The organism is Hymenobacter nivis (genome assembly GCF_003149515.1).
GTDB lineage: Bacteria > Bacteroidota > Bacteroidia > Cytophagales > Hymenobacteraceae > Hymenobacter > Hymenobacter nivis.
Map to the genome: position 1 here is coordinate 3,745,945 of NZ_CP029145.1, position 17,274 is coordinate 3,763,218.

A 17,274-nucleotide genomic window follows, 5' to 3' on the forward strand; every position below is an offset into this window, starting at 1 on the left:
TTTGGGGCCGCAAGTTACGCACGGTTGCCGGGCGGCGGCGGGCGGCTCCACGTAATTGGCTGGGCCGGTGGGCCCCCGGGCGCCAACTTATTTCACGTTGGGCGTCACGTTCATGTTGGCGAAGCAGAAGCTCCACACGTCGGCCCACTCCTGGATTTGGAGCTTGGTGCTTTTGCCCGCGCCGTGGCCCGCGTTCACGTCCACCCGAATGAGGGTGGGGTTGGGGCCCGTGTTGGCGGCTTGCAGGGCGGCGGCAAACTTGAACGAGTGGGCCGGCACCACGCGGTCGTCGTGGTCGGCAGTGGTCACCATCGTGGCCGGGTAAGCGGCCGGCTTCAGGTTGTGCAGCGGCGAGAACTTGTAGAGGTTGGCAAACTGCTTAGCGTCCTTGCTGGTGCCGTACTCCGGGGCCCAGTTCCAGCCAATGGTGAAGTCCTGGTAGCGTAGCATGTCCATCACGCCCACCGCGGGCAGGGCCACTTTGCACAGGTCGGGGCGCTGCGTCATGGTGGCGCCCACCAGCAGGCCGCCGTTCGAGCCACCAGCAATGGCCAAATGCTCGTAATCAGTATATTGGCTAATTTTCAGGTACTCAGCAGCGGCGATAAAGTCGTCGAACACGTTTTGCTTGCGAGGCGTCATGCCGGCCTGGTGCCAGGCCTCGCCGTACTCGCCGCCGCCGCGCAGGTTGGGGATGGCCAGCACGCCGCCGTTTTCCAGCCACAGCATGCGCGCCACCGAAAAGCCCGGTGTGAGCGAGACGTTGAACCCGCCGTAGGCGTAGAGGTAGGTTGGGTTCTTGCCATCCAGTTTCACGCCTTTTTTGTGGATGATGAACATCGGAATCTTTGTGCCGTCCTTGCTGGCGTAGAAGATCTGGGTGGTCAGGTAATCGTCCGGGTTCACGTCCACGGCGGGGGCCTTAAACACAGTGCTGGCGTTGGTGGCCAGGTCGTACTTGTAAACCGTGGTCGGGTACGTGAACGACGTAAAGGCGTAGTACACGGCCTTGTCCGAGCGGCGGCCGTCGAAACCGCTGGCCGTGCCAATGGCCGGCAGCGCCACGTCGTGCTGGAACTTGCCGGCCTCGTCGTACACCTTCACCTGCGAGCTGGCGTCGTGCAAGTACGTGGCCACCAAGTGCCCGCCCACCTGGCTGGCGCCTTCGAGCTTGTCGGGGCCCTCGGGTAGCACGGTGCGCCAGTTGGCTTCCAGGGGCTTTTTGGGGTCGATGGCCACTACCCGGAAGCGGGGCGCCTTGTAGTTGGTGTGTACCAGTACCTCGCCGCCCACGTTGCCAATGACGTGGTTCTGAAACTCGTAGGAGCTGATGAGCGTGGCCCAGGCGGCGGCCTGCTTGGGGTCGCGCAGGTCGCGCACCAGCAGGCGGTTGCCGTCGGATTTGCCGTCGGTCAGCGACAGGGTCAGGAACCGCTCGTCCTCCGTGGCGGTGGCCATGCGGAAGCCCAGTACCATTTTCTTGTCCTCGTACACCAGCTTGTCGGCGCTCTGGGGCGTGTTCAGCTTATGGAAGTACACTTTGTGGAACTCGTTCTTGCCGGCCAGGCCGTTTTCGCCGGCCTTGGGCGCGTCGTAGCGGCTGTAGTAAAAGCCGTTTTTCACCCACGACGTGCCCGACACCTTCACCCAGTCCAGGGTTTCGGGCAGGGCTTTGTTCGTGGTCAGGTCCATAATTTTCACCTGGTGCCAGTCCGAGCCGCCGCCGCTGGTGGCGTAGGCCAGGTAGCGGTGGTCGTTGCTGAAGGCTGTGCCCGCCAGCGCCGTCGTGCCGTCGGCCGAGAACTTGTTGGGGTCGAGTAGTACCTGGGGCTCGCCGGCGCCGGTTTGCACGTACAGCACGGCCTGGTTTTGCAGGCCGTCGTTTTTGCTGAACACCAGCCGCTCACCCACCAGCTCGGGCACGCCGTAGCGCTCGTAGTTCCAGAGCTTGGTGAGGCGGTCGCGGATTTTGTCGCGGAACGGAATCTGGCTCAGGTAGCCAAAGGTCACCTCGTTTTCGGCCGTCACCCAGGCCTTGGTTTCGGGCGTGTCGAGGCTTTCGAGCCAGCGGTAAGGGTCGGGCACTTTAGTGCCGAAGTAGTCGTCAACCTGGTCGGTTTTGCGGGCAACGGGGTATTTCAAGGGCGGATTGGGGGCGAGAGGAGGCACGTATTGGGGGCGCTTGGCGTGGGTGGGCTCACCGTACTCGGGCACCGTCATTTCGGTCAGGGCCTGGTGGTTGGGCAGCGTATTGCGGGGCGGTGGCGTGGCCTGGCAGGCGGCCGGGGCTGCTAGTAGCCCCAGCAGGGCCAGCGTGTGGGTAGTGTTCATGCGGACGGGAAAAGGCTGAAGCGCAGTAGTATTTTCCAAATATAGAATAACCGGCTGCATTAAAGATAACCTTATCTCCGGCCGCACTCCAAAAGGGAGGCGTATTTTCAAAATGCCAACAAGCAGCTGCTTTTAGTAGATGACTGGCATCCCCGATCTTTTAGAGATGGGCCCCACCGCAGTGTGTAGTGTGCCCTGCCCTGCCTACTGCGCCGTATCCGGCGCGGGCGGGGCCCCGGCGGCGGCGGCCAGCAGCCCGGGCAGCTGGGCGCGGAGCCAGGTCATTTCCTCGTCCACGCGCTGGCTCACGAGGCGCTCCACCTCCAGGCGCTGGGTGTGGGTGAGGAGTTCGGAGGCGGGGGGCGGGGCGGGGCTTTCGCCGGGGGCCCCGGCGGCCAGCACCAGGGCTTCGGCGCGCTTCACGCGGGCGGCGGCGTCGGCCACCGCGGCGGTGGCTTGCTCGGCGGCGGTTTTGGCACCGGCGGCGGCGTGGGCGGCGCTCAGGGTTTCGCGGCGCTGCTGCCGCCGCCACTGCCCCAGGCTGACGCGCAACATCACGTACAGCACCAGGCTGAGGATGCCTAAAATGAGGGCCAGCGGCGCGGCAAAGCGGTCGAGCAGGCTGGCCGTGGCCGACGGGGCGGCCGCGTCGGGCGGGAGCATGGCGCCGGGGTTGGCGTCGCGCACGGCCTGGGCCTCGGCGGTTTCGGCCAGGCCGGGGTCCCCGTTGTCGGCCGTAGCGGCGGTATCGGCGGTGGTGGGTACCATGGCGGCGGGCACGTCGCCGGGGGGCGTACCGTGGGCCACGTAGTTGGTGAGGGCCGTTTCGAGGGCTTGCAGGCGGGCGAGGCGGGCGGGGTCGCGGCGGCGGGCGGGGGAGGCCTTCAGCTGCTGCACAATGGCCTTCACCAGCGCCCCCAGCTGGGCCGGCGTACCTTTTTTGCCCTGGTAAATAACGCCCCGGCCCTCGATGGGCTGGTAGAGTACCGAGTACACGCGCAGGCTGTCGGGCCGCAGGCTGGCGGCCAGGGCGGGCAGGTCGGCGCCGGCGCAGCGCACGGTGCGCTTGAGGCCGGGCCGGCCAGCGTCGTCGTACACGAAGCGGGCCGTGGCGCACCAAATCTGCACCTTGGCCTCGTCGAGCGAGGGCTGGCCCAGGGGCGTTTGGGCCGGCGCGGGCCGGGCGGCGAGCAGGCCCAGGGGCAAAGCAAGCAGGAACGAAAAGCGGCGAAACATCATGTGGAGCAAACGACAAGTAGGGCCCGCAAAGTACGCCAGCCCGCGCCGGGTTAGAAGCGGCCGGGCTACAGCGCGGGCGCCAGCTTACAGGCTCAGCAGCTCGCGGAACAGGCCCGACTGGCTGCGCGACACCTCCACGTCGGGCCCCTCGCGGAGGCTGATTTTGAGCGTGTTGCTGAACCAGGGCGCGATGCCGGCCACCCAGTGCAGGTTGATGATTTGCTGGCGGTTGGCCCGAAAAAAAACCTTGGGGTCGAGGCGGGCCTCCAGCTGCTGCAAGCTGCGCGGAATGAGCGGCCGGTGCTGCTCGAAGTACACCCGCGTGGCGCTGCCGCTGATTTCAAATAGCCGGATATCGGCCAGGCGCACAAACCAGCACCGCTCGCCGTCTTTCACAAACACTTGGTCGTGGGCCGCGAGGGTGGGCAGCGCCGGCTCGGGCTCCGCTGCTGGGGCCCCGGCGGCGGCGGCCAGCGGCCGGATTTTGGCCAGCGCCGCCGCCAGCCGGGTTTCGCTCACCGGCTTCAGCAAGTAGTCCAGCGCGTTGACCTCGAACGCTTGCAGGGCGTACTGGTCGTAGGCGGTGGTGAAGATGACGCGCGGGGCCGGCCCCTCCAGCGAGGCCAGCAGCTCGAACCCCGTTTCGCCGGGCATGTGGATGTCGAGGAACAGCACGTCGGGCCGCAGGGCGGCAATTTGCTGGCGGGCTTCGGCGGCGTGGCGGGCCTCGCCCACCACCGTCACCTCGGAGAAGGCGCGCAGCAGGTGGCGCAGCTCGGTGCGGGCCAGGCGCGAGTCGTCAATCAGCAAAGCGTTCATCGGCAATGCGCTTATCAGCAAGGGGTTCGTCGGCAAAGTATTTATCGGCAGCGGGTTGGGGCGCGGAGGCGGGCAGGCGCAGCTCGGCCAGCACGGTGTCGGGCAGCAGCGGGTCGGGGCCAATGGCAAAGGCCGCGGCCGGCCCAAACAGCAGGTGTAGGCGCTCCCGCACGTTGCGCACGCCCACGCCGGCGTGGCCGGGCCGGGGCTGGTAGGTGCCGGTGTTGCGCACGGCAATGCAGAGGCTGCCGTCGGCCGGGGCCCGGCGGGCGCTGAGGCTGAGCTGGCCGCCGGCCGGCCGCGGGGCCAGCCCGTGCTTGATGGCGTTTTCGACCAGCAGTTGCAGCGTCATGGGCGGCAGCAGCAGGGGCAGTGCGTCGGGGGCCACGTCGAGGCTATAGCGCAGGCGCTCTTCAAGCTGCAAAGCTTCGAGCTGGAGGTAGTTATCCACAATTTCCAGCTCGGTGGCCAGCGGCACCTGCGCGGTGCCGTTGCGCTGCATGGCGTAGCGCAGCAGCTCGGCCAGATGCGTCATCATGGCTCGGGCGCGGGCGGGGTCCTCCATCACCAGGGCCCGGATGTTGTTCAGCCCGTTAAACAAAAAGTGCGGGTTGAGCTGGGCTTGCAGCGTGCGTAGCTCGGCCTCGCGGGCGGCGGCGGCCAGCTTCCAGCGGTCCACCTCGGCCTGTTTGTAGCGGTCGAGGTAGTGCAGGCCGAAGTAGCAGGCCGTCCACAGCCAGAGTACGAAATAGGTTTGCAGCACGTAGCCTACAAACTGGCCGCCGCCCGCCGGGCCGCCCAGGCTGGCCGGCGGCCGGATGACGAATGCAATGAGGGCCCCCAGCACCAGCTGGCTGCCCAGGGCGGCCGCGCCGTTGGCCAGCGCCAGGCGCCACAGCAGCCCGCCCAGGCCCAGCGCCCGCCAGCCGCGCCGCCCAAACAGCGTGCGCAGCCCGTGGCTGGTGAGCACCAGCACCGCCGCCATCGTCACCTGAATGGCCACCAGGTGCCAGGTAATGGCCACCGCGAAGGCGAACAAGTGAATCATTAGCAGCCCCAGGGCCCCGTACAGGGCCCAGCCGGCCACCTGCAACACCCAATAAAGCCGGCGGCGGGGAAGAAACATGGGGCGCGAGGAGAAGGGAGAAAAGAGAAAATCAGGCAACGGCCGGGGCCCCTGACGGGAGCTGGGCCGCCCGCTTCTGGTACGATGCAAAGAGCACCGAGCCCAGCACCGCCAGGGCCCCCGCCATAAACGCTGGCAGGTAGTACAGCGTCGCTCCGCTGGTATTCAGCCCGATGACCAGGCAGCCGATGGCCATGACGCCCGCCAGCACGGCATAGGCTTTTTCGTGGTAAAACCAGGCGTAGGGAAACAAGTGGGCCCCCGTGATGACGCTGTACACGAGGATGAAGTACGCCGGCTGCCGCAGGTAAATGAACACCAGAAAAGGGAAATAAAACAGCTGGGCCACGTTCAGCCACAGCCCCAGCGGCTGCAACGGGTTACCCTTGACGGTCCACGTGGTACGGAAAACCTTGGAGAACCCAAACGCCAGCGGCATCATCAGCCCGCTGAGGCAAAAGGTGAGGAACCCGCGGTGGGCCGGGCTGTTGGGCTGCGCCCAGATGAAGGCAATGGCCACCCACAGCAGCGTGGCGGCCGCAATAAAATCGACGCCGTTTTTGGCCTTCACCGAGAGTTCCAGCTTCAGGTCCGTCAGGTCTTGCGCGTGCATGGGAAAGGGTCTTTTAGAGCGGTTCCTAGGTTGATGCACGCCTTGGATATGAAGCTGTTTAGGAAGTCGTCAGCATGACGGTCAACCTTGAATTTCTAGCCTTCCTAAACAGCTTCTATAATTAATGCTCAGTGGCCCTGAAATCGTTTTAACTAGAAAAAGCGGTGGCCGCCCGCCCGGGGCCCTACTTGCCTGCCCCGCCCGGCTGCCGCAAAAAGGCGTCGGTTTGGGCGAAAAACCACTGCGGGTCGTCGTACATCAGGAAGTGGCGGCCGGCTTCTGAGAGCTCGATGCGCGCCTGCGGCAGCCGGGCGTACTGCTGGGTAAAAATGGCGCGGGTACTCTCCTTGGTGGCCCCGTACTGCTGGTAACCGGCCCACGAGCCCAGCACCAGCACCGGCTGCTGGATGCGCGCCAGCTCGGCCCGCAGGTCGGTGGTGTACAGGTCGTACATGGCCTGGGCCACGGTGGCGGGGTCGGAGGCCAGGCCCCAGCGCGCCACCTGCGATATGCGGGCCGAATCCGTGACGAGCGCGGCTACCATCAGGCGCTCGGCGGCGGGCGTGAGGCGGCCTTGGCGCACCTGCTGGCGCAGTTGCTCGGCCTGCGGGCGGGCGGTTTCGGTGGTGGCGGCGGGGTTTTGCGCAGCCGAGAAGAAGGGCAGTGAATCCACAATCTCCAGCGGGCCCAGGGCCCCAGGGGCGGTGGCGGCCATCCACAGGGCCAAAAAACCGCCCAGGCTGTGGCCGATGACGACGGGCTGCTTCAGCTTTTGCGCCTTCACGTAGGCCAGCAGCTGGTCGCGGGCCCCCAGCAGCAGCGCCGCCGGCACTGGCTGCTGGGGCCCCACCTCGCCGAAGCCCGCCAGCGACACCACATGGCACTGGTGGCGGCCCTGGTAGCGGGCTACCGTTTCGTCCCACACCGCGCCGGGGCACGTCAGGCCCGGAATAAGCAGCACGGGCCGGCCCTGCCCCACCACGCGCACCGTGAAGGCAGGGTGGGCCGCCGGGGCCACCGGTGCGGCGGCTTGGGCGGCGGCCGGGTGGGCAGTGGTGGGCTGGGCGGCGGCCAGGCGGGCGGCGGCTACGGCCAGCCCCAGGGTGGCTACCGAAAAATAACGGGCAAGCGAGGTGGTGCGCATGGCAGCGAAATGGCTGGGTTGGTGAAAGAATGGCCCAAACCTACCGGCCCGCCCCCGGGGCCCCAACGCCGTGCCCCGCGAGCGGCCCCCGCGCCCGCCCAACGGTAAAAAACGCGGGCTGAGTTGCGCGGCCCTTGGCTACGCCAGATGGGCTTGCTGGTCATTTTGGTGGAATAACCCGGGGCCCGCGCCCGGCGCGCCCGCCCAAGCCCAGCCAACGGCGTTACTTGCGCCATGAACTTCCCCCTCATTATCGTCATGGGCGTCTCGGGCAGCGGCAAAACCACCGTGGGCCAGCTGCTGGCCGCCCGCCTGGGCCTGCCGTTCTACGATGGCGACGATTTCCACCCGGCCGCCAACGTGGCTAAGATGGCCGCAGGCCACCCCCTCACCGACGAAGACCGGGCCGGCTGGCTCGCCACCCTGGCCGCGTGCCTGGGCCAGTGGCGCGCGACCGGCGGGGCCGTGCTGGCCTGCTCGGCCCTAAAGGAAGCCTACCGCCAAACCCTGCAAGCCGGTGCCGGGGGCCCCCTCAGCTGGGTGTTTCTCGACACCGACCCCGCCGTGCTGCGCGCCCGCCTGGCCGCGCGCCAGGGCCATTACATGAAGGCCGACATGCTCGATTCGCAGCTGGCCACGCTCGAAAAACCCACCTACGGCCTACGCCTTACCGACGATGCGCCGCCCGAGACCCTGGTAGACCAGGTGGTAGAGCAGCTGCACCTACTACCAGCCGGGACCTAGCGCAGCCTGCTCGGCAAGCTCCGTATTAGTCAGTCCGCGCTGATGGCCTGGGGCCCTGGCAGTGCCCGCAAATTTCGTTGGCGGGCCGGGGCCCAACGCCGGCGCCTGCCACGGGCTAGAGCTTGAGCAGGCCGTACTTGACGATGCAGTAGAGGGCCCGGAACCCGTCGCGCCAGCCAATCTTTTTGCCCTCGGCGTAGGTGCGGCCGTAGTAGCTGATGCCCACTTCGTAGATGCGCACGCCGGGCACGCGCGCCACCTTGGCCGTTACCTCGGGCTCGAAGCCGAAGCGGTTTTCCTTCAGGTCCAGGCCCTGGATGATGTCGCGCCGGAACAGCTTGTAGCACGTTTCCATGTCCGTCAGGTTCAGGTCGGTGGTCATGTTCGAGAACACCGTGAGCCAGTAATTGCCGATGCTGTGCCAGAAAAACAGGATGCGGTGGGGGTTGCCACCCATAAAGCGCGAGCCGAATACCACGTCGGCAAAACCCTTTAAAACGGGCTTAATCAGCAGGTTGTATTCCTCCGGGTCGTACTCCAAATCGGCGTCCTGCACGATAACGTAGTCGCCGGTGGCGGCCCGCAGGCCCGTGCGCAGGGCCGCGCCCTTGCCCCGGTTCACGGGGTGGGTGAGCAGGCGCAGGCCCAGGCTAGGGTGGCGCGCGGCGTAGGCGTTGATGGCGGCCGCTGAGTCGTCGGTCGAGCAGTCGTCCACCAAAATTATCTCCTTGCCAATGCCGTTGGGGAGCTGCAATTCGCGCAGCAAATCCAAAATTTGGTGAACGGTGCGGGCCTCGTTGTAAACGGGCACCACGATGGAGAGGGTGTCGAATTTGACCAAGGCAGCGGGAATTAATTGCAGGAGTAAAGGGCAGGGATTTTTGGCACACCACCCGGCCACTCACGTTGTTTCACGCCACAAAAATCATCAATTAAATCAGCTGCTGCCAAAACCTGCCCTGTACTTCCCGGCCGCCTGCGGCAGTAATGGTTAAGCGAACTTCTTGAAATTGATTAGCCGAACGGCCGGCCAGCAACAAAGTTCGCCATCGCCGTTGCTGCCTGGGGCCCGGTCCCGGGGCCCCAGCGCAGTTTTCAGGTCCGTGTACGGTCCGCCAGCTTTTTCAGCCGGCCGACCGGTTGCCCCGCCGCCGTTTGTTTTCCCTGATGAGAAATGGTCGGCCGGCTGAAAAAGCCGGCGGACCGGCAACAACCAAGCTGTAAACTGACCTGAAAAATCGCCCTAGCTGTAGTCAATCTCAGTGTTGTCGCCGATGTTGAGGCTGTGGTTGAGGCCCCGGAATGAGGCGTCGGAGCCCACGATGCAGTCGTGCATCACGGCCGAGCGCAGCTCGGAATACGAGCCGATGATGGAGTTGCTGATAATGGTGTGCTCGACGATGGTGCGGTCGCCGATGGCCACGTTGGGGCCGATGATGGAGTTTTCGATGCGGCAGCCGGGCCCGATGCTGACGGGCGGGATGATGACCGTGCCCACGAACTCGGGGTAGTCGCGCGGCTCCAGAAACTCGGGCCGGTTGAGCAGGCGCGCATTGGCTTCGAGCAGCGTGTCCTTGCGGCCGCAGTCGAACCAGTTGTCCACGGCGGCCGTGGTCATGGCCTCGCCTTGCTCAATGAGGTGCATCAGGGCGTCGGTGAGCTGGTACTCGCCGTGGGTGCGCACATTGCTGGCAATGAGCCACTCCAATGCTTCGGCCAGCTTCTCGGCGTCGGCCAGCTTATACAGGCCCACCAGGGCAAAGTTGGACTTGGGGATGGTGGGCTTTTCCACCACCTTGCGCACGCGGCCCCCGGGGCCCGTTTCCACGAGGCCGAAGAGCGAGGGCGTCTTCACTTCCTTCACGGCCAGTACCGAGCCCGGCGTGGCCAGCAGGGCAGGCAGGTCCACGTCCACAATGGTGTCGCCGAGTAAAATCAGCACCCCGTCGGGGTCGTGCCGGAACGTGTCGCGCGCCAGCCACAGGGCGTGGCCCAGGCCCTCGCGGGGCTCTTGCAGCACGAAGGTCGCGTTCAAATTGGGATAGTGGCGGCGCACATAGCTTACCACCTTGTCGCCGAGGTAGCCCACTACAAACACGAACTCGGTGAGGCCGGCGGCCGTCAGCCGGTCGATGATGTGGCCCAGGATGGTGTTGCCGGCCACCGGCACCAGGCTTTTGGGCTGGGTGTGGGTGTGGGGGCGCAGGCGCGAACCAATGCCGGCAACGGGAATGATGGCTTTCACAGCGGGGAAAAGTAAAAATGAGGAAACCGGCCGTACTTGCAGCTTCACTGGCCCGCAAGTACGGCCCCGGCCGGCAAACAACCGTTGGGCTACGGTTGCGTATGGGCCCCTGACGCTGGCCTCAACCGGCCGGGACGCCGTTCGGTTGGGCCCCGCGCCACTTTCTTTCGTCTTCAACCCCCTTCACCTTACCCGTTCTCTTCATGAAACGCCTCCTCCTCTACTTCGCAGGCTTCATCATCCTGCTCTCGCAATCGTCGTGTGGCTACAACGGCATGGTCACCCGCGACCAGGAAGTGAAAAACAAGTGGGCCGCCGTGCAAAGCTCCTACCAGCGCCGCTCCGACCTGATTCCCAACCTGGTGAACACCGTGAAGGGCGCCGCCAACTTTGAGAAATCAACCCTCGAAGGCGTCATCGAAGCCCGCGCCAAGGCCACCAGCGTGCAGATTAACGCCGACCAGCTGACCCCCGAAAACCTCCAGAAATTCCAGGCCGCCCAAAGCCAGCTGTCCTCCGGCCTCGGCCGGCTGCTGGCCGTGTCGGAAAACTACCCCGAGCTGAAGGCCAACGCCAACTTCCAGGAGCTGCAAGCCCAGATTGAGGGCACCGAAAACCGCATCAACGTGGCCCGCAACGACTTCAACACCGCCACCACCGACTACAACACCTTCACCCGCTCGTTCCCGAATAACTTGTTTGCCAACATGTTCGGCTTCAAGGAGAAGCCTTTCTTCGAGGCTGACGCCGCCGCCAGCAAGGCCCCCACGGTGCAGTTCTAAATTATCAGTGAACAGTGAGCAGTGAACAGTTTGCACGCTGGGCAGCACGATTGCCTGCTTACAAACTGTTCACTGCTCACTGTTAATTGTTAACTGATAAGCTATGAAATCTCCCCTTACCCCCGCGCAGGACGCGGCCCTGGTGGCGGCCATCCGCCAGGCGGAAGTCACCACATCGGGCGAAATCCGGGTGCACCTGGAAGACGCCTGCCCCACGCCCGAGCCCCTCGACCGGGCGGCGCAGGTGTTCGGCGAGCTGGGCATGCACCGCACCGCCCAGCGCAACGGCGTACTTTTTTACCTGGCCTGGACTACCCGCCAATTTGCTATTGCCGGCGACGTGGGCATCAACTCAGTGGTGCCCGACGACTTTTGGGAAATCACCAAGGATGCGGTGCTCCGCGACTTCCGGCAGGAAAAGTACGTGGCCGGCCTTGAGCACGGCATCCGCCAAGTGGGCGAGCAGCTGAAGCGCTACTTCCCCTACGACGCGGCCACCGACCAGAACGAGCTGGACGACAGCATCTCCATTGGCGGCGATGAGCCGTCGCCCCGCTCATGAGTAGGCTCCCCTACCTGCGGGCCGCTACCGCGCAGCTCTGGCTGCGCCGGGCGCTGGGCGTATTGCTGCTGGCCGTGCTGGCCGCCGCCGGGGCCCTGGCCCAGGGCCTGCCGCCGCGCCCCACCCCGCCGCGCCTTGTGAACGACCTGGCCCACCTGATGCAGCCCAAGGAGGCCGACGCGCTGGAGCAAAAGCTGGTGGCTTACAACGACAGCACCTCCTCACAAATTGCCGTCGTGACCGTGCCCAACCTGGGCGGCAACGATATTGCCGACTACGCCCAGAAGCTGTACCGCGCCTGGGGCATTGGCCAGAAGGGCAAGAACAACGGCATTCTGGTGCTGGTGGCGCAGCAGGAGCACGCCGCCCGCATCCAAACCGGCCAGGGCCTGGAAGGCGCCGTGCCCGATGCCCTGGCCAAGCGCATCATCAGCAACACGTTGGTACCAGCCTTCAAGCAAAACCAATACTACGCCGGCCTCGACCGTGGCACCGACCAGCTCATTGCCCTGGCCCGCGGCGAGTACAAGGCCGACCCGGCCGATGCCCGCGGCCGCGGCCAAGGCGGCGGGGGCCCCGGCTTCGGCCTGATTGTCGCCATTCTGATTGCCATTTTCATCTTTATCCAGATTAGTCGCCGCGGCGGTGGCGGCGGCGGCGGCGGCCGTAGCGGTGGGTTTGGTCCCATCCTCTTCGGAGGGCTGGGCGGCTTTGGGGCCGGTGGTGGCTTCGGCGGTGGGGGCGGCGGCTTCGGCGGCGGTGGGGGGGGCGGCGGCGGCTTTGGTGGGTTCGGGGGCGGCAGTAGCGGCGGCGGCGGCGCCAGCGGCAGCTGGTAGGGGCCTTGGGCTCAATCTTTTGCCGGTGCGGGTAGTATCATGCCGGGACAGTAGCGCTGGCTCCTTCCCTTTTTCACTCCCATTCCTTAATGCCGTACGTTCCCTTCGGTTTTCCTTGTTTCTGTTGCTCGGCGTCCTCAGTTTTTCCCTGAGCAGCTGCGCCGCCATTGCCGGTATCTTTAAGGCCGGGGCCTACACGGGCATCATTGGCGTGGTGCTCGTCATTGCCCTGGTTATCTTCGTTATACTCGTCACGAAGTAGGATGCGGGGCTTGTTCCCGCCCGTCGTTGCACGAAAGCCGACTGAACCGTTCAACGACGGGCGGGGACAAGCCCCGCACCCTACTTCGTTTTCGCATTCCACTTCGTGAGCAGTATATCAGCAAAATCAGCGGCGGCGGCAACTAGGCCTAGAGCCCCGAGAAACCAGAGTTGTTAGTCATTAGTTACTTGTTGTTGGTTGTTAACTAACGAGTTATAGGTTTGCTGACAACAAGTAACTAGCATCTCAGTAACCCACAAAAAAGCGGCGCTTCCCAGTTGGGAAGCGCCGCTTTTTTGTGGCTGGCCTGGGGCCCTACTCGCCCTGGCGGGCCCTGGGCATGGTGCCGATAACGTGGTCCCAGAGGGTGCTGCTCACGCCAAAAGCCACCTCGTCTTGGCGGTAGTGGTGTTGGCTGTGGTGCGTCCACCACACTTTCAGAAAGTTTTTGGGCGGCGAATACGCGTGGATGGCGTAGTGCACAAACAGGTACGATGCGTAGCCGAACGTGAAGCCGGCCAGAATGCCGAACGCCCAGCTGCCAAACACCAGCCGGAAGATGAAAAACAGCAGCGACGCCACGAACACCGTGACGATGGGCGGCATGGCCAGCCGCGTCTTGTCTTTCGGAAACTCGTGGTGCACGCCGTGCATTGTGTACTGGAACTTGGCCTTGCGCGGCGTGGTGGCCGGCAGGTGGTATAGGTAGCGGTGCACCGCGTACTCAATAAAGGTGAACAGGAGCAGCCCGCCCAAAAATAATCCCAGCGCCGAAAGCCCCGACAGGAAGCCATGGGTGAAGCCGTAGTACAGGCTCAGCAGCGTGGTAGCGACGAAAATGCCCACCGGCCAGGCAATGTGGGTGTGCGAGAGCCGCTCAAGCAGCGGGTTTTCGAAAAGCTGGGCCGACCCTTTGTGTTTGGGCCGCGGGGCGGCGGGGGTAGGAGCTGCGGGTGCTGATTGCATAAGGTGTTGATAAAGTACGCGAACGCTTCGGCCCGCAAATTTACGCCCCCCGGCCTAAACCTAAACGGGGGCTCCGGCCGGAAAGCCGGCTTGGGCCAGTGCGGGCAACAATGCGGCCAGTGGCTCGCGGGTTTCTGCAAAGCGCAAGCGGGCCTGGCTATAAAACTGCTGGCGGGCCGCCAGGGTTTCGGCCAGCGCCGCGGCCAGCTGGAGCCCCGCGCCCGCCAGCAGCGGCCGCCGCGCCGCGCCGCCCCGCTCCAGGCGCCGGGCCAGTACGGCTACTGGCACATCAAGCCACAAGGTGAACGTGCTGGAATTGAGCACGTTGAGATTGCCGTGGAAGCAAGGGGTGCCGCCGCCCGTGGCCAGCACCAAGGGCCCTGGGCGGGCCACCACGGCCCGCAGCGCGTCGGCCTCTAATTGCCGGAAATTGGCCTCGCCGTGCTCGGCAAAAATGGCCGGGATGGCCTGCCCGGCCCGCGCCACGATCTCGGCATCCAGGTCCAGAAACCGCCAGTTGAAGTGCTGGGCCAGGGCCTGGCCCAGCGTGGTTTTGCCCGAGCCGGGCATGCCGAGAATGGAAAGATGCATGAGCGACAAGGTAGTTATTGGCTTATTTTTTAGTGCATGACGGCCGTTTTGTGCCATGCGCACTGCACTAGCTCAATTGATTTTCACCCGCGGGTCGAGCACAGCGTAGAGCACGTCCACGGCGATGTTGATGAGCACGAACAGGGCCGCCACGAACAGCGTGGCGCCCATCACGACCGGGAAATCGAGGTTTTCGACGGCCCGCAGCGTGACGGTGCCCAGGCCCTTCCAGTTGAAAATGTACTCGATGAAGAACGCGCCCGCCATCAGCGAGGCCAGCCAGCCCGACACGGCCGTGACCACTGGGTTCAGGGCGTTGCGCAGGGCGTGGTGCAGCACGGTGGCGCGGTAGCTCAGGCCCTTAGCCCGCGCCGTGCGGATGTAATCCTGCCCCAGCACATCCAGCATACTGGAGCGCGTGAGCTGGGTGATGACCGCCAGCGGCCGCACGCCCAGCGCCACGGCCGGCAGCAGCAGGTTGCGCAGTACCAGGTGCCGTACGCCCGTGAATGGGTCGTTTTCAAAGAGTTGGCCCGTCAGGCTAAGGCCCGTCCAGTGGCTCCAGTAAAAGCCAAACGTGACGGCGATGAGGATGGCCGCCACGAATGAGGGCACCGAAATACCTAGCACCGAAGTCGTCACCAGGGCCCGGTCCAGGGCCGACTGGGGCCGCAGCGCCGCCAGCACGCCCAGGGCTACGCCGCCCACGCTGGCAATGAGCATGGCCGCCAGCGCCAGCCACAGCGTGCCGGGGAAATAGTCGAGTAAGATGCGGAGCACGTCCTTGTTGCTCTGGAACGAGCGCCGCAAATACGGCACCTTCAGCACCAGCGCCCGGGGCCCCAGCGGCAGCACCGTGAGGCCCCCGTAACGGGCCCGCCCAGCCGAGTCGCGCGGGTGCACGCCCAGCGGCGACACGTCGTTGAGATAGCCCACCAGGCGCTGGGGCAGGGGCTGGTCGAGGCCCAGGTCGGCGTTGATGGCGGCCTTGGTAGCCAGGTCGGTGCGTTGGCCGGCCAGCAGGGCGGCGGGGTCGCCGGGCAGCACGTTGAACAGAAAGAACACCGTGCACGCCACGCCCACCAGCACGAGCAGGCCCTGGCCCAGGCGGCGGAGGAAAAAGCTGAGCATGGGGCCCCAGGCTAATACAGCTTCTCCACGTCGTACAAGTTCGGCACGTCGTGGTAATGGTACTTGGCCAGGATTTTGCCGTCCCGCAGCACCATCAGCCCGGGGTTGGAGCGCACCATGGACTTGAGCACGGTGGCGTCGGCGGTGTAGTAGGGCACGGCCAGGTTCACGTCGTGGCGGAAGGCGTCGAACTTGGCCGGGCTGGTGCTCGTGATGGCCAGCACGTCGATGTGCTTGCGCGATTTCTCGGCTGCGGCCAGCAGGGTGTTGATGGGCGCGAACCGTTCGCGGTCGGCCTTATTGCTATTCTGGACGATGATAATCAGCTTGTTGCCGGTCAGGATTTGCTTAGTCACATCGTTGCCTTCGAGGTCGTACACCGCAAAATCGGTAATGGTGGGGCGCGACTTTTCGGGGTTCAGCACCGTCATGGCCTGGTACTTCCAGGTCGAATCGGTCGGGAATTGGTCGAACTCCTTGGTTTCGCCGTTGCGGGTGAAGGTGTAGCGGTAGCGGGCCGCCTCTGGGGCCTTCATCAGCTGCGGAATGCTGTTGCCCACTTTGTAGGGCAGGAAATCGAAGTACGGCTGGTGGCCCAGGGCCCGCATACCGATGCCCACGGCCAGGGCCGTGGCCACGGTCATCATCATCAGGCCCATGGTGCCGGGGGCGAAGGTGCGCCGCAAAAACCGCTGGTTCCGGAACACCACGCCCCACAACCCCAACAGCACCAGGTTTTTGGTGAACGAGGCCCAGGGCGTGAGCTTGAGAAAGTCGCCGAAGCAACCGCAGTCCGTCACCTTGTTGAAGGCGGCCGAATAGAAAGTGAGGAAACCGAAAAACACCAGCAGTACCAGCAGCACCCATAGCGTTTGGCGCAGGTACCAGCGCAGCAGTACGGCCACGCCCAAAATTACCTCCAGCGAACTGAGGAAGATGGACAGGAAACGGGCGGCATCCTTAAAGTGCAAAAAAAACGGGCTGATGTCCTTGGCAAATACCTCGAAATATTCCTCCAGCTTGTAGGCGGTACCTACCGGGTCGTTCAACTTAATCAGTCCCGAAAACACGAACAGGGCCCCCAGCGCCACCCAGCACACACGGGTGAAGTAGCGCAGCGGCCGGGGCGGCGACATCGGCGGGGACGGCACGCTGGCGGCCGAGGCGTGGGGGGCAGGAATGGGCATGGCGAAAAAGACAGTAAGGAAACGGCGGGCGGGCCCCTGGGGCCCCGGGCTAGGCCCCGTTCAAAATCAAGGCAAACACGGCATAGTTGAGCATGTCGCGGTAGCTGCCCTCTACGCCTTCCGAAACCTGGGCCACGCCGCCGAGGTTCTCCAATTGCTTCACGCGGTGCAATTTCATCAAAATCAAGTCCGTGATGCTGCTCACGCGCATCTGGCGCCAGGCCTCGCCATAGTCGTGGTTTTTGGCCAGCAGCAGGCGGCGGTTTTCGGCGGCTTCGTGGTCGTAGGCGGCGGCCACGGCGTCGGGGCCTATGTCCAGGGGCGTGCCGGCGGGCAGGTGCAGTTGCATCAGGGCAATGAGGCAGTAGTTGACGATGGCCACGAATTCTTCGTCCACGCTGTCGGCAATCTGCTGGCTGCCAACTTCCTGAATGGTACGGATGCGGTTGGCCTTGATAAAAAGCTGGTCCGTGACGGACGGCAGGCGCAAAATGCGCCAGGCCGTGCCATAGTCGTGGGTTTTGGCCAGGAACAGCTGGCGGCAGCGCGCCAGCAGCAGGTCGTAGTGCGCGGGGGTGGCGGTCAAGGGGTGAATGAGTGAATGAGTGAATAAGTGAATTTGGCCGTGGTATTGTTGCCCTTCACCGCCGCAAGTTCGCCCCGCCCGGCGGATATTGAGCCACCTTGCCCCGCCCG

At 64.9% G+C, this 17,274-nt stretch carries 18 protein-coding genes; 5 read left to right on the forward strand and 13 right to left on the reverse strand.

Annotation, left to right across the window (positions count from 1 at the left end; translation table 11 throughout):
* Positions 1 to 87: 87 nt before the first annotated feature.
* From DDQ68_RS16640 to DDQ68_RS16665, 6 genes are all read right to left on the reverse strand, one after another.
* Positions 88 to 2,331: a prolyl oligopeptidase family serine peptidase gene (locus tag DDQ68_RS16640; RefSeq protein ID WP_245897082.1), complete on the reverse strand. Its 2,244-nt coding sequence runs from the start codon at positions 2,329 to 2,331 to the stop codon at positions 88 to 90.
* 204 nt (positions 2,332 to 2,535) lie between these two features.
* Positions 2,536 to 3,570 carry a hypothetical protein gene (locus DDQ68_RS16645; protein ID WP_162550185.1) on the reverse strand — a complete coding sequence of 345 codons (1,035 nt, stop codon included), beginning with the start codon at positions 3,568 to 3,570 and terminating at the stop codon, positions 2,536 to 2,538.
* Between the two features lie 84 nt (positions 3,571 to 3,654).
* Positions 3,655 to 4,389, reverse strand: coding sequence for a LytR/AlgR family response regulator transcription factor (locus DDQ68_RS16650; protein ID WP_109657312.1), 735 nt, complete (start codon positions 4,387 to 4,389; stop codon positions 3,655 to 3,657).
* Complete coding sequence (locus DDQ68_RS16655; RefSeq protein WP_109657313.1) at positions 4,370 to 5,515, reverse strand: sensor histidine kinase; 1,146 nt, start codon at positions 5,513 to 5,515, stop codon at positions 4,370 to 4,372. The genes DDQ68_RS16650 and DDQ68_RS16655 overlap by 20 nt, the downstream gene beginning before the upstream one ends.
* Before the next feature lie 31 nt (positions 5,516 to 5,546).
* Entirely contained in the window at positions 5,547 to 6,128 is a 582-nt protein-coding gene (locus DDQ68_RS16660; protein WP_109657314.1) for a DUF7010 family protein, read from the reverse strand.
* A gap of 184 nt (positions 6,129 to 6,312) precedes the next feature.
* Positions 6,313 to 7,272, reverse strand: coding sequence for an alpha/beta fold hydrolase (locus DDQ68_RS16665; RefSeq protein WP_109657315.1), 960 nt, complete (start codon positions 7,270 to 7,272; stop codon positions 6,313 to 6,315).
* A gap of 234 nt (positions 7,273 to 7,506) precedes the next feature.
* Here DDQ68_RS16665 and DDQ68_RS16670 point away from each other — a divergent pair, with 234 nt between their 5' ends.
* On the forward strand, positions 7,507 to 8,016 hold the full coding sequence (locus DDQ68_RS16670) for a gluconokinase (RefSeq protein ID WP_211320164.1): 510 nt from the start codon (positions 7,507 to 7,509) through the stop codon (positions 8,014 to 8,016).
* 115 nt (positions 8,017 to 8,131) lie between these two features.
* On the opposite strand, the gene DDQ68_RS16675 is transcribed toward DDQ68_RS16670, so the two are convergent.
* On the reverse strand, positions 8,132 to 8,857 hold the full coding sequence (locus DDQ68_RS16675) for a glycosyltransferase family 2 protein (protein ID WP_109657316.1): 726 nt from the start codon (positions 8,855 to 8,857) through the stop codon (positions 8,132 to 8,134).
* Between the two features lie 402 nt (positions 8,858 to 9,259).
* A complete protein-coding gene (locus DDQ68_RS16680) occupies positions 9,260 to 10,261 on the reverse strand; it encodes a sugar phosphate nucleotidyltransferase (RefSeq protein ID WP_109657317.1) in 1,002 nt (333 codons plus the stop codon).
* 203 nt (positions 10,262 to 10,464) lie between these two features.
* Between DDQ68_RS16680 and DDQ68_RS16685 the strand changes: the two genes are divergently transcribed.
* From DDQ68_RS16685 to DDQ68_RS23290, 4 genes are all read left to right on the forward strand, one after another.
* Positions 10,465 to 11,043 (forward strand): LemA family protein, encoded by a 579-nt coding sequence (locus tag DDQ68_RS16685; protein WP_109657318.1) that lies wholly within the window; start codon positions 10,465 to 10,467, stop codon positions 11,041 to 11,043.
* Positions 11,044 to 11,146: 103 nt separating this feature from the next.
* On the forward strand, positions 11,147 to 11,605 hold the full coding sequence (locus DDQ68_RS16690; protein WP_109657319.1) for a TPM domain-containing protein: 459 nt from the start codon (positions 11,147 to 11,149) through the stop codon (positions 11,603 to 11,605).
* Entirely contained in the window at positions 11,602 to 12,441 is an 840-nt protein-coding gene (locus tag DDQ68_RS16695; protein ID WP_109657320.1) for a TPM domain-containing protein, read from the forward strand. The genes DDQ68_RS16690 and DDQ68_RS16695 overlap by 4 nt, the downstream gene beginning before the upstream one ends.
* 115 nt (positions 12,442 to 12,556) lie before the next feature.
* Positions 12,557 to 12,703 (forward strand): hypothetical protein, encoded by a 147-nt coding sequence (locus DDQ68_RS23290; protein ID WP_170121927.1) that lies wholly within the window; start codon positions 12,557 to 12,559, stop codon positions 12,701 to 12,703.
* Between the two features lie 315 nt (positions 12,704 to 13,018).
* Here the strand turns inward: DDQ68_RS23290 and DDQ68_RS16700 are convergent, their stop codons facing one another.
* The 5 genes from DDQ68_RS16700 to DDQ68_RS16720 form a co-directional block, all read right to left on the reverse strand.
* Positions 13,019 to 13,669 carry a sterol desaturase family protein gene (locus tag DDQ68_RS16700; RefSeq protein WP_109657321.1) on the reverse strand — a complete coding sequence of 217 codons (651 nt, stop codon included), beginning with the start codon at positions 13,667 to 13,669 and terminating at the stop codon, positions 13,019 to 13,021.
* A 60-nt stretch (positions 13,670 to 13,729) separates the two neighbouring features.
* Positions 13,730 to 14,260 carry a shikimate kinase gene (locus DDQ68_RS16705; protein ID WP_162550186.1) on the reverse strand — a complete coding sequence of 177 codons (531 nt, stop codon included), beginning with the start codon at positions 14,258 to 14,260 and terminating at the stop codon, positions 13,730 to 13,732.
* A gap of 72 nt (positions 14,261 to 14,332) precedes the next feature.
* Positions 14,333 to 15,391, reverse strand: a complete 1,059-nt coding sequence (locus tag DDQ68_RS16710; RefSeq protein ID WP_109657323.1) for an ABC transporter permease — start codon at positions 15,389 to 15,391, stop codon at positions 14,333 to 14,335.
* Positions 15,392 to 15,402: 11 nt separating this feature from the next.
* Positions 15,403 to 16,578: a BT_3928 family protein gene (locus tag DDQ68_RS16715; RefSeq protein ID WP_245897083.1), complete on the reverse strand. Its 1,176-nt coding sequence runs from the start codon at positions 16,576 to 16,578 to the stop codon at positions 15,403 to 15,405.
* 49 nt (positions 16,579 to 16,627) lie between these two features.
* A complete protein-coding gene (locus DDQ68_RS16720; protein WP_245897084.1) occupies positions 16,628 to 17,164 on the reverse strand; it encodes a DUF1599 domain-containing protein in 537 nt (178 codons plus the stop codon).
* Between the last annotated feature and the right edge of the window lie 110 nt (positions 17,165 to 17,274).

Bases quoted from the DNA above. Each gene is read 5' to 3' on its own strand.
- DDQ68_RS16645 (WP_162550185.1), bottom strand. From the start codon at position 3,570: ATGATGTTTCGCCGCTTTTCGTTCCTGCTTGCTTTGCCCCTGGGCCTG.
- DDQ68_RS16715 (WP_245897083.1), bottom strand. From the start codon at position 16,578: ATGCCCATTCCTGCCCCCCACGCCTCGGCCGCCAGCGTGCCGTCCCCG.
- DDQ68_RS16695 (WP_109657320.1), top strand. From the start codon at position 11,602: ATGAGTAGGCTCCCCTACCTGCGGGCCGCTACCGCGCAGCTCTGGCTG.
- DDQ68_RS16705 (WP_162550186.1), bottom strand. From the start codon at position 14,260: ATGCATCTTTCCATTCTCGGCATGCCCGGCTCGGGCAAAACCACGCTG.
- DDQ68_RS16640 (WP_245897082.1), bottom strand. From the start codon at position 2,331: ATGAACACTACCCACACGCTGGCCCTGCTGGGGCTACTAGCAGCCCCG.
- DDQ68_RS16650 (WP_109657312.1), bottom strand. From the start codon at position 4,389: ATGAACGCTTTGCTGATTGACGACTCGCGCCTGGCCCGCACCGAGCTG.
- DDQ68_RS16710 (WP_109657323.1), bottom strand. From the start codon at position 15,391: ATGCTCAGCTTTTTCCTCCGCCGCCTGGGCCAGGGCCTGCTCGTGCTG.
- DDQ68_RS16685 (WP_109657318.1), top strand. From the start codon at position 10,465: ATGAAACGCCTCCTCCTCTACTTCGCAGGCTTCATCATCCTGCTCTCG.
- DDQ68_RS16700 (WP_109657321.1), bottom strand. From the start codon at position 13,669: ATGCAATCAGCACCCGCAGCTCCTACCCCCGCCGCCCCGCGGCCCAAA.
- DDQ68_RS16670 (WP_211320164.1), top strand. From the start codon at position 7,507: ATGAACTTCCCCCTCATTATCGTCATGGGCGTCTCGGGCAGCGGCAAA.
- DDQ68_RS16655 (WP_109657313.1), bottom strand. From the start codon at position 5,515: ATGTTTCTTCCCCGCCGCCGGCTTTATTGGGTGTTGCAGGTGGCCGGC.
- DDQ68_RS16665 (WP_109657315.1), bottom strand. From the start codon at position 7,272: ATGCGCACCACCTCGCTTGCCCGTTATTTTTCGGTAGCCACCCTGGGG.
- DDQ68_RS16690 (WP_109657319.1), top strand. From the start codon at position 11,147: ATGAAATCTCCCCTTACCCCCGCGCAGGACGCGGCCCTGGTGGCGGCC.
- DDQ68_RS16660 (WP_109657314.1), bottom strand. From the start codon at position 6,128: ATGCACGCGCAAGACCTGACGGACCTGAAGCTGGAACTCTCGGTGAAG.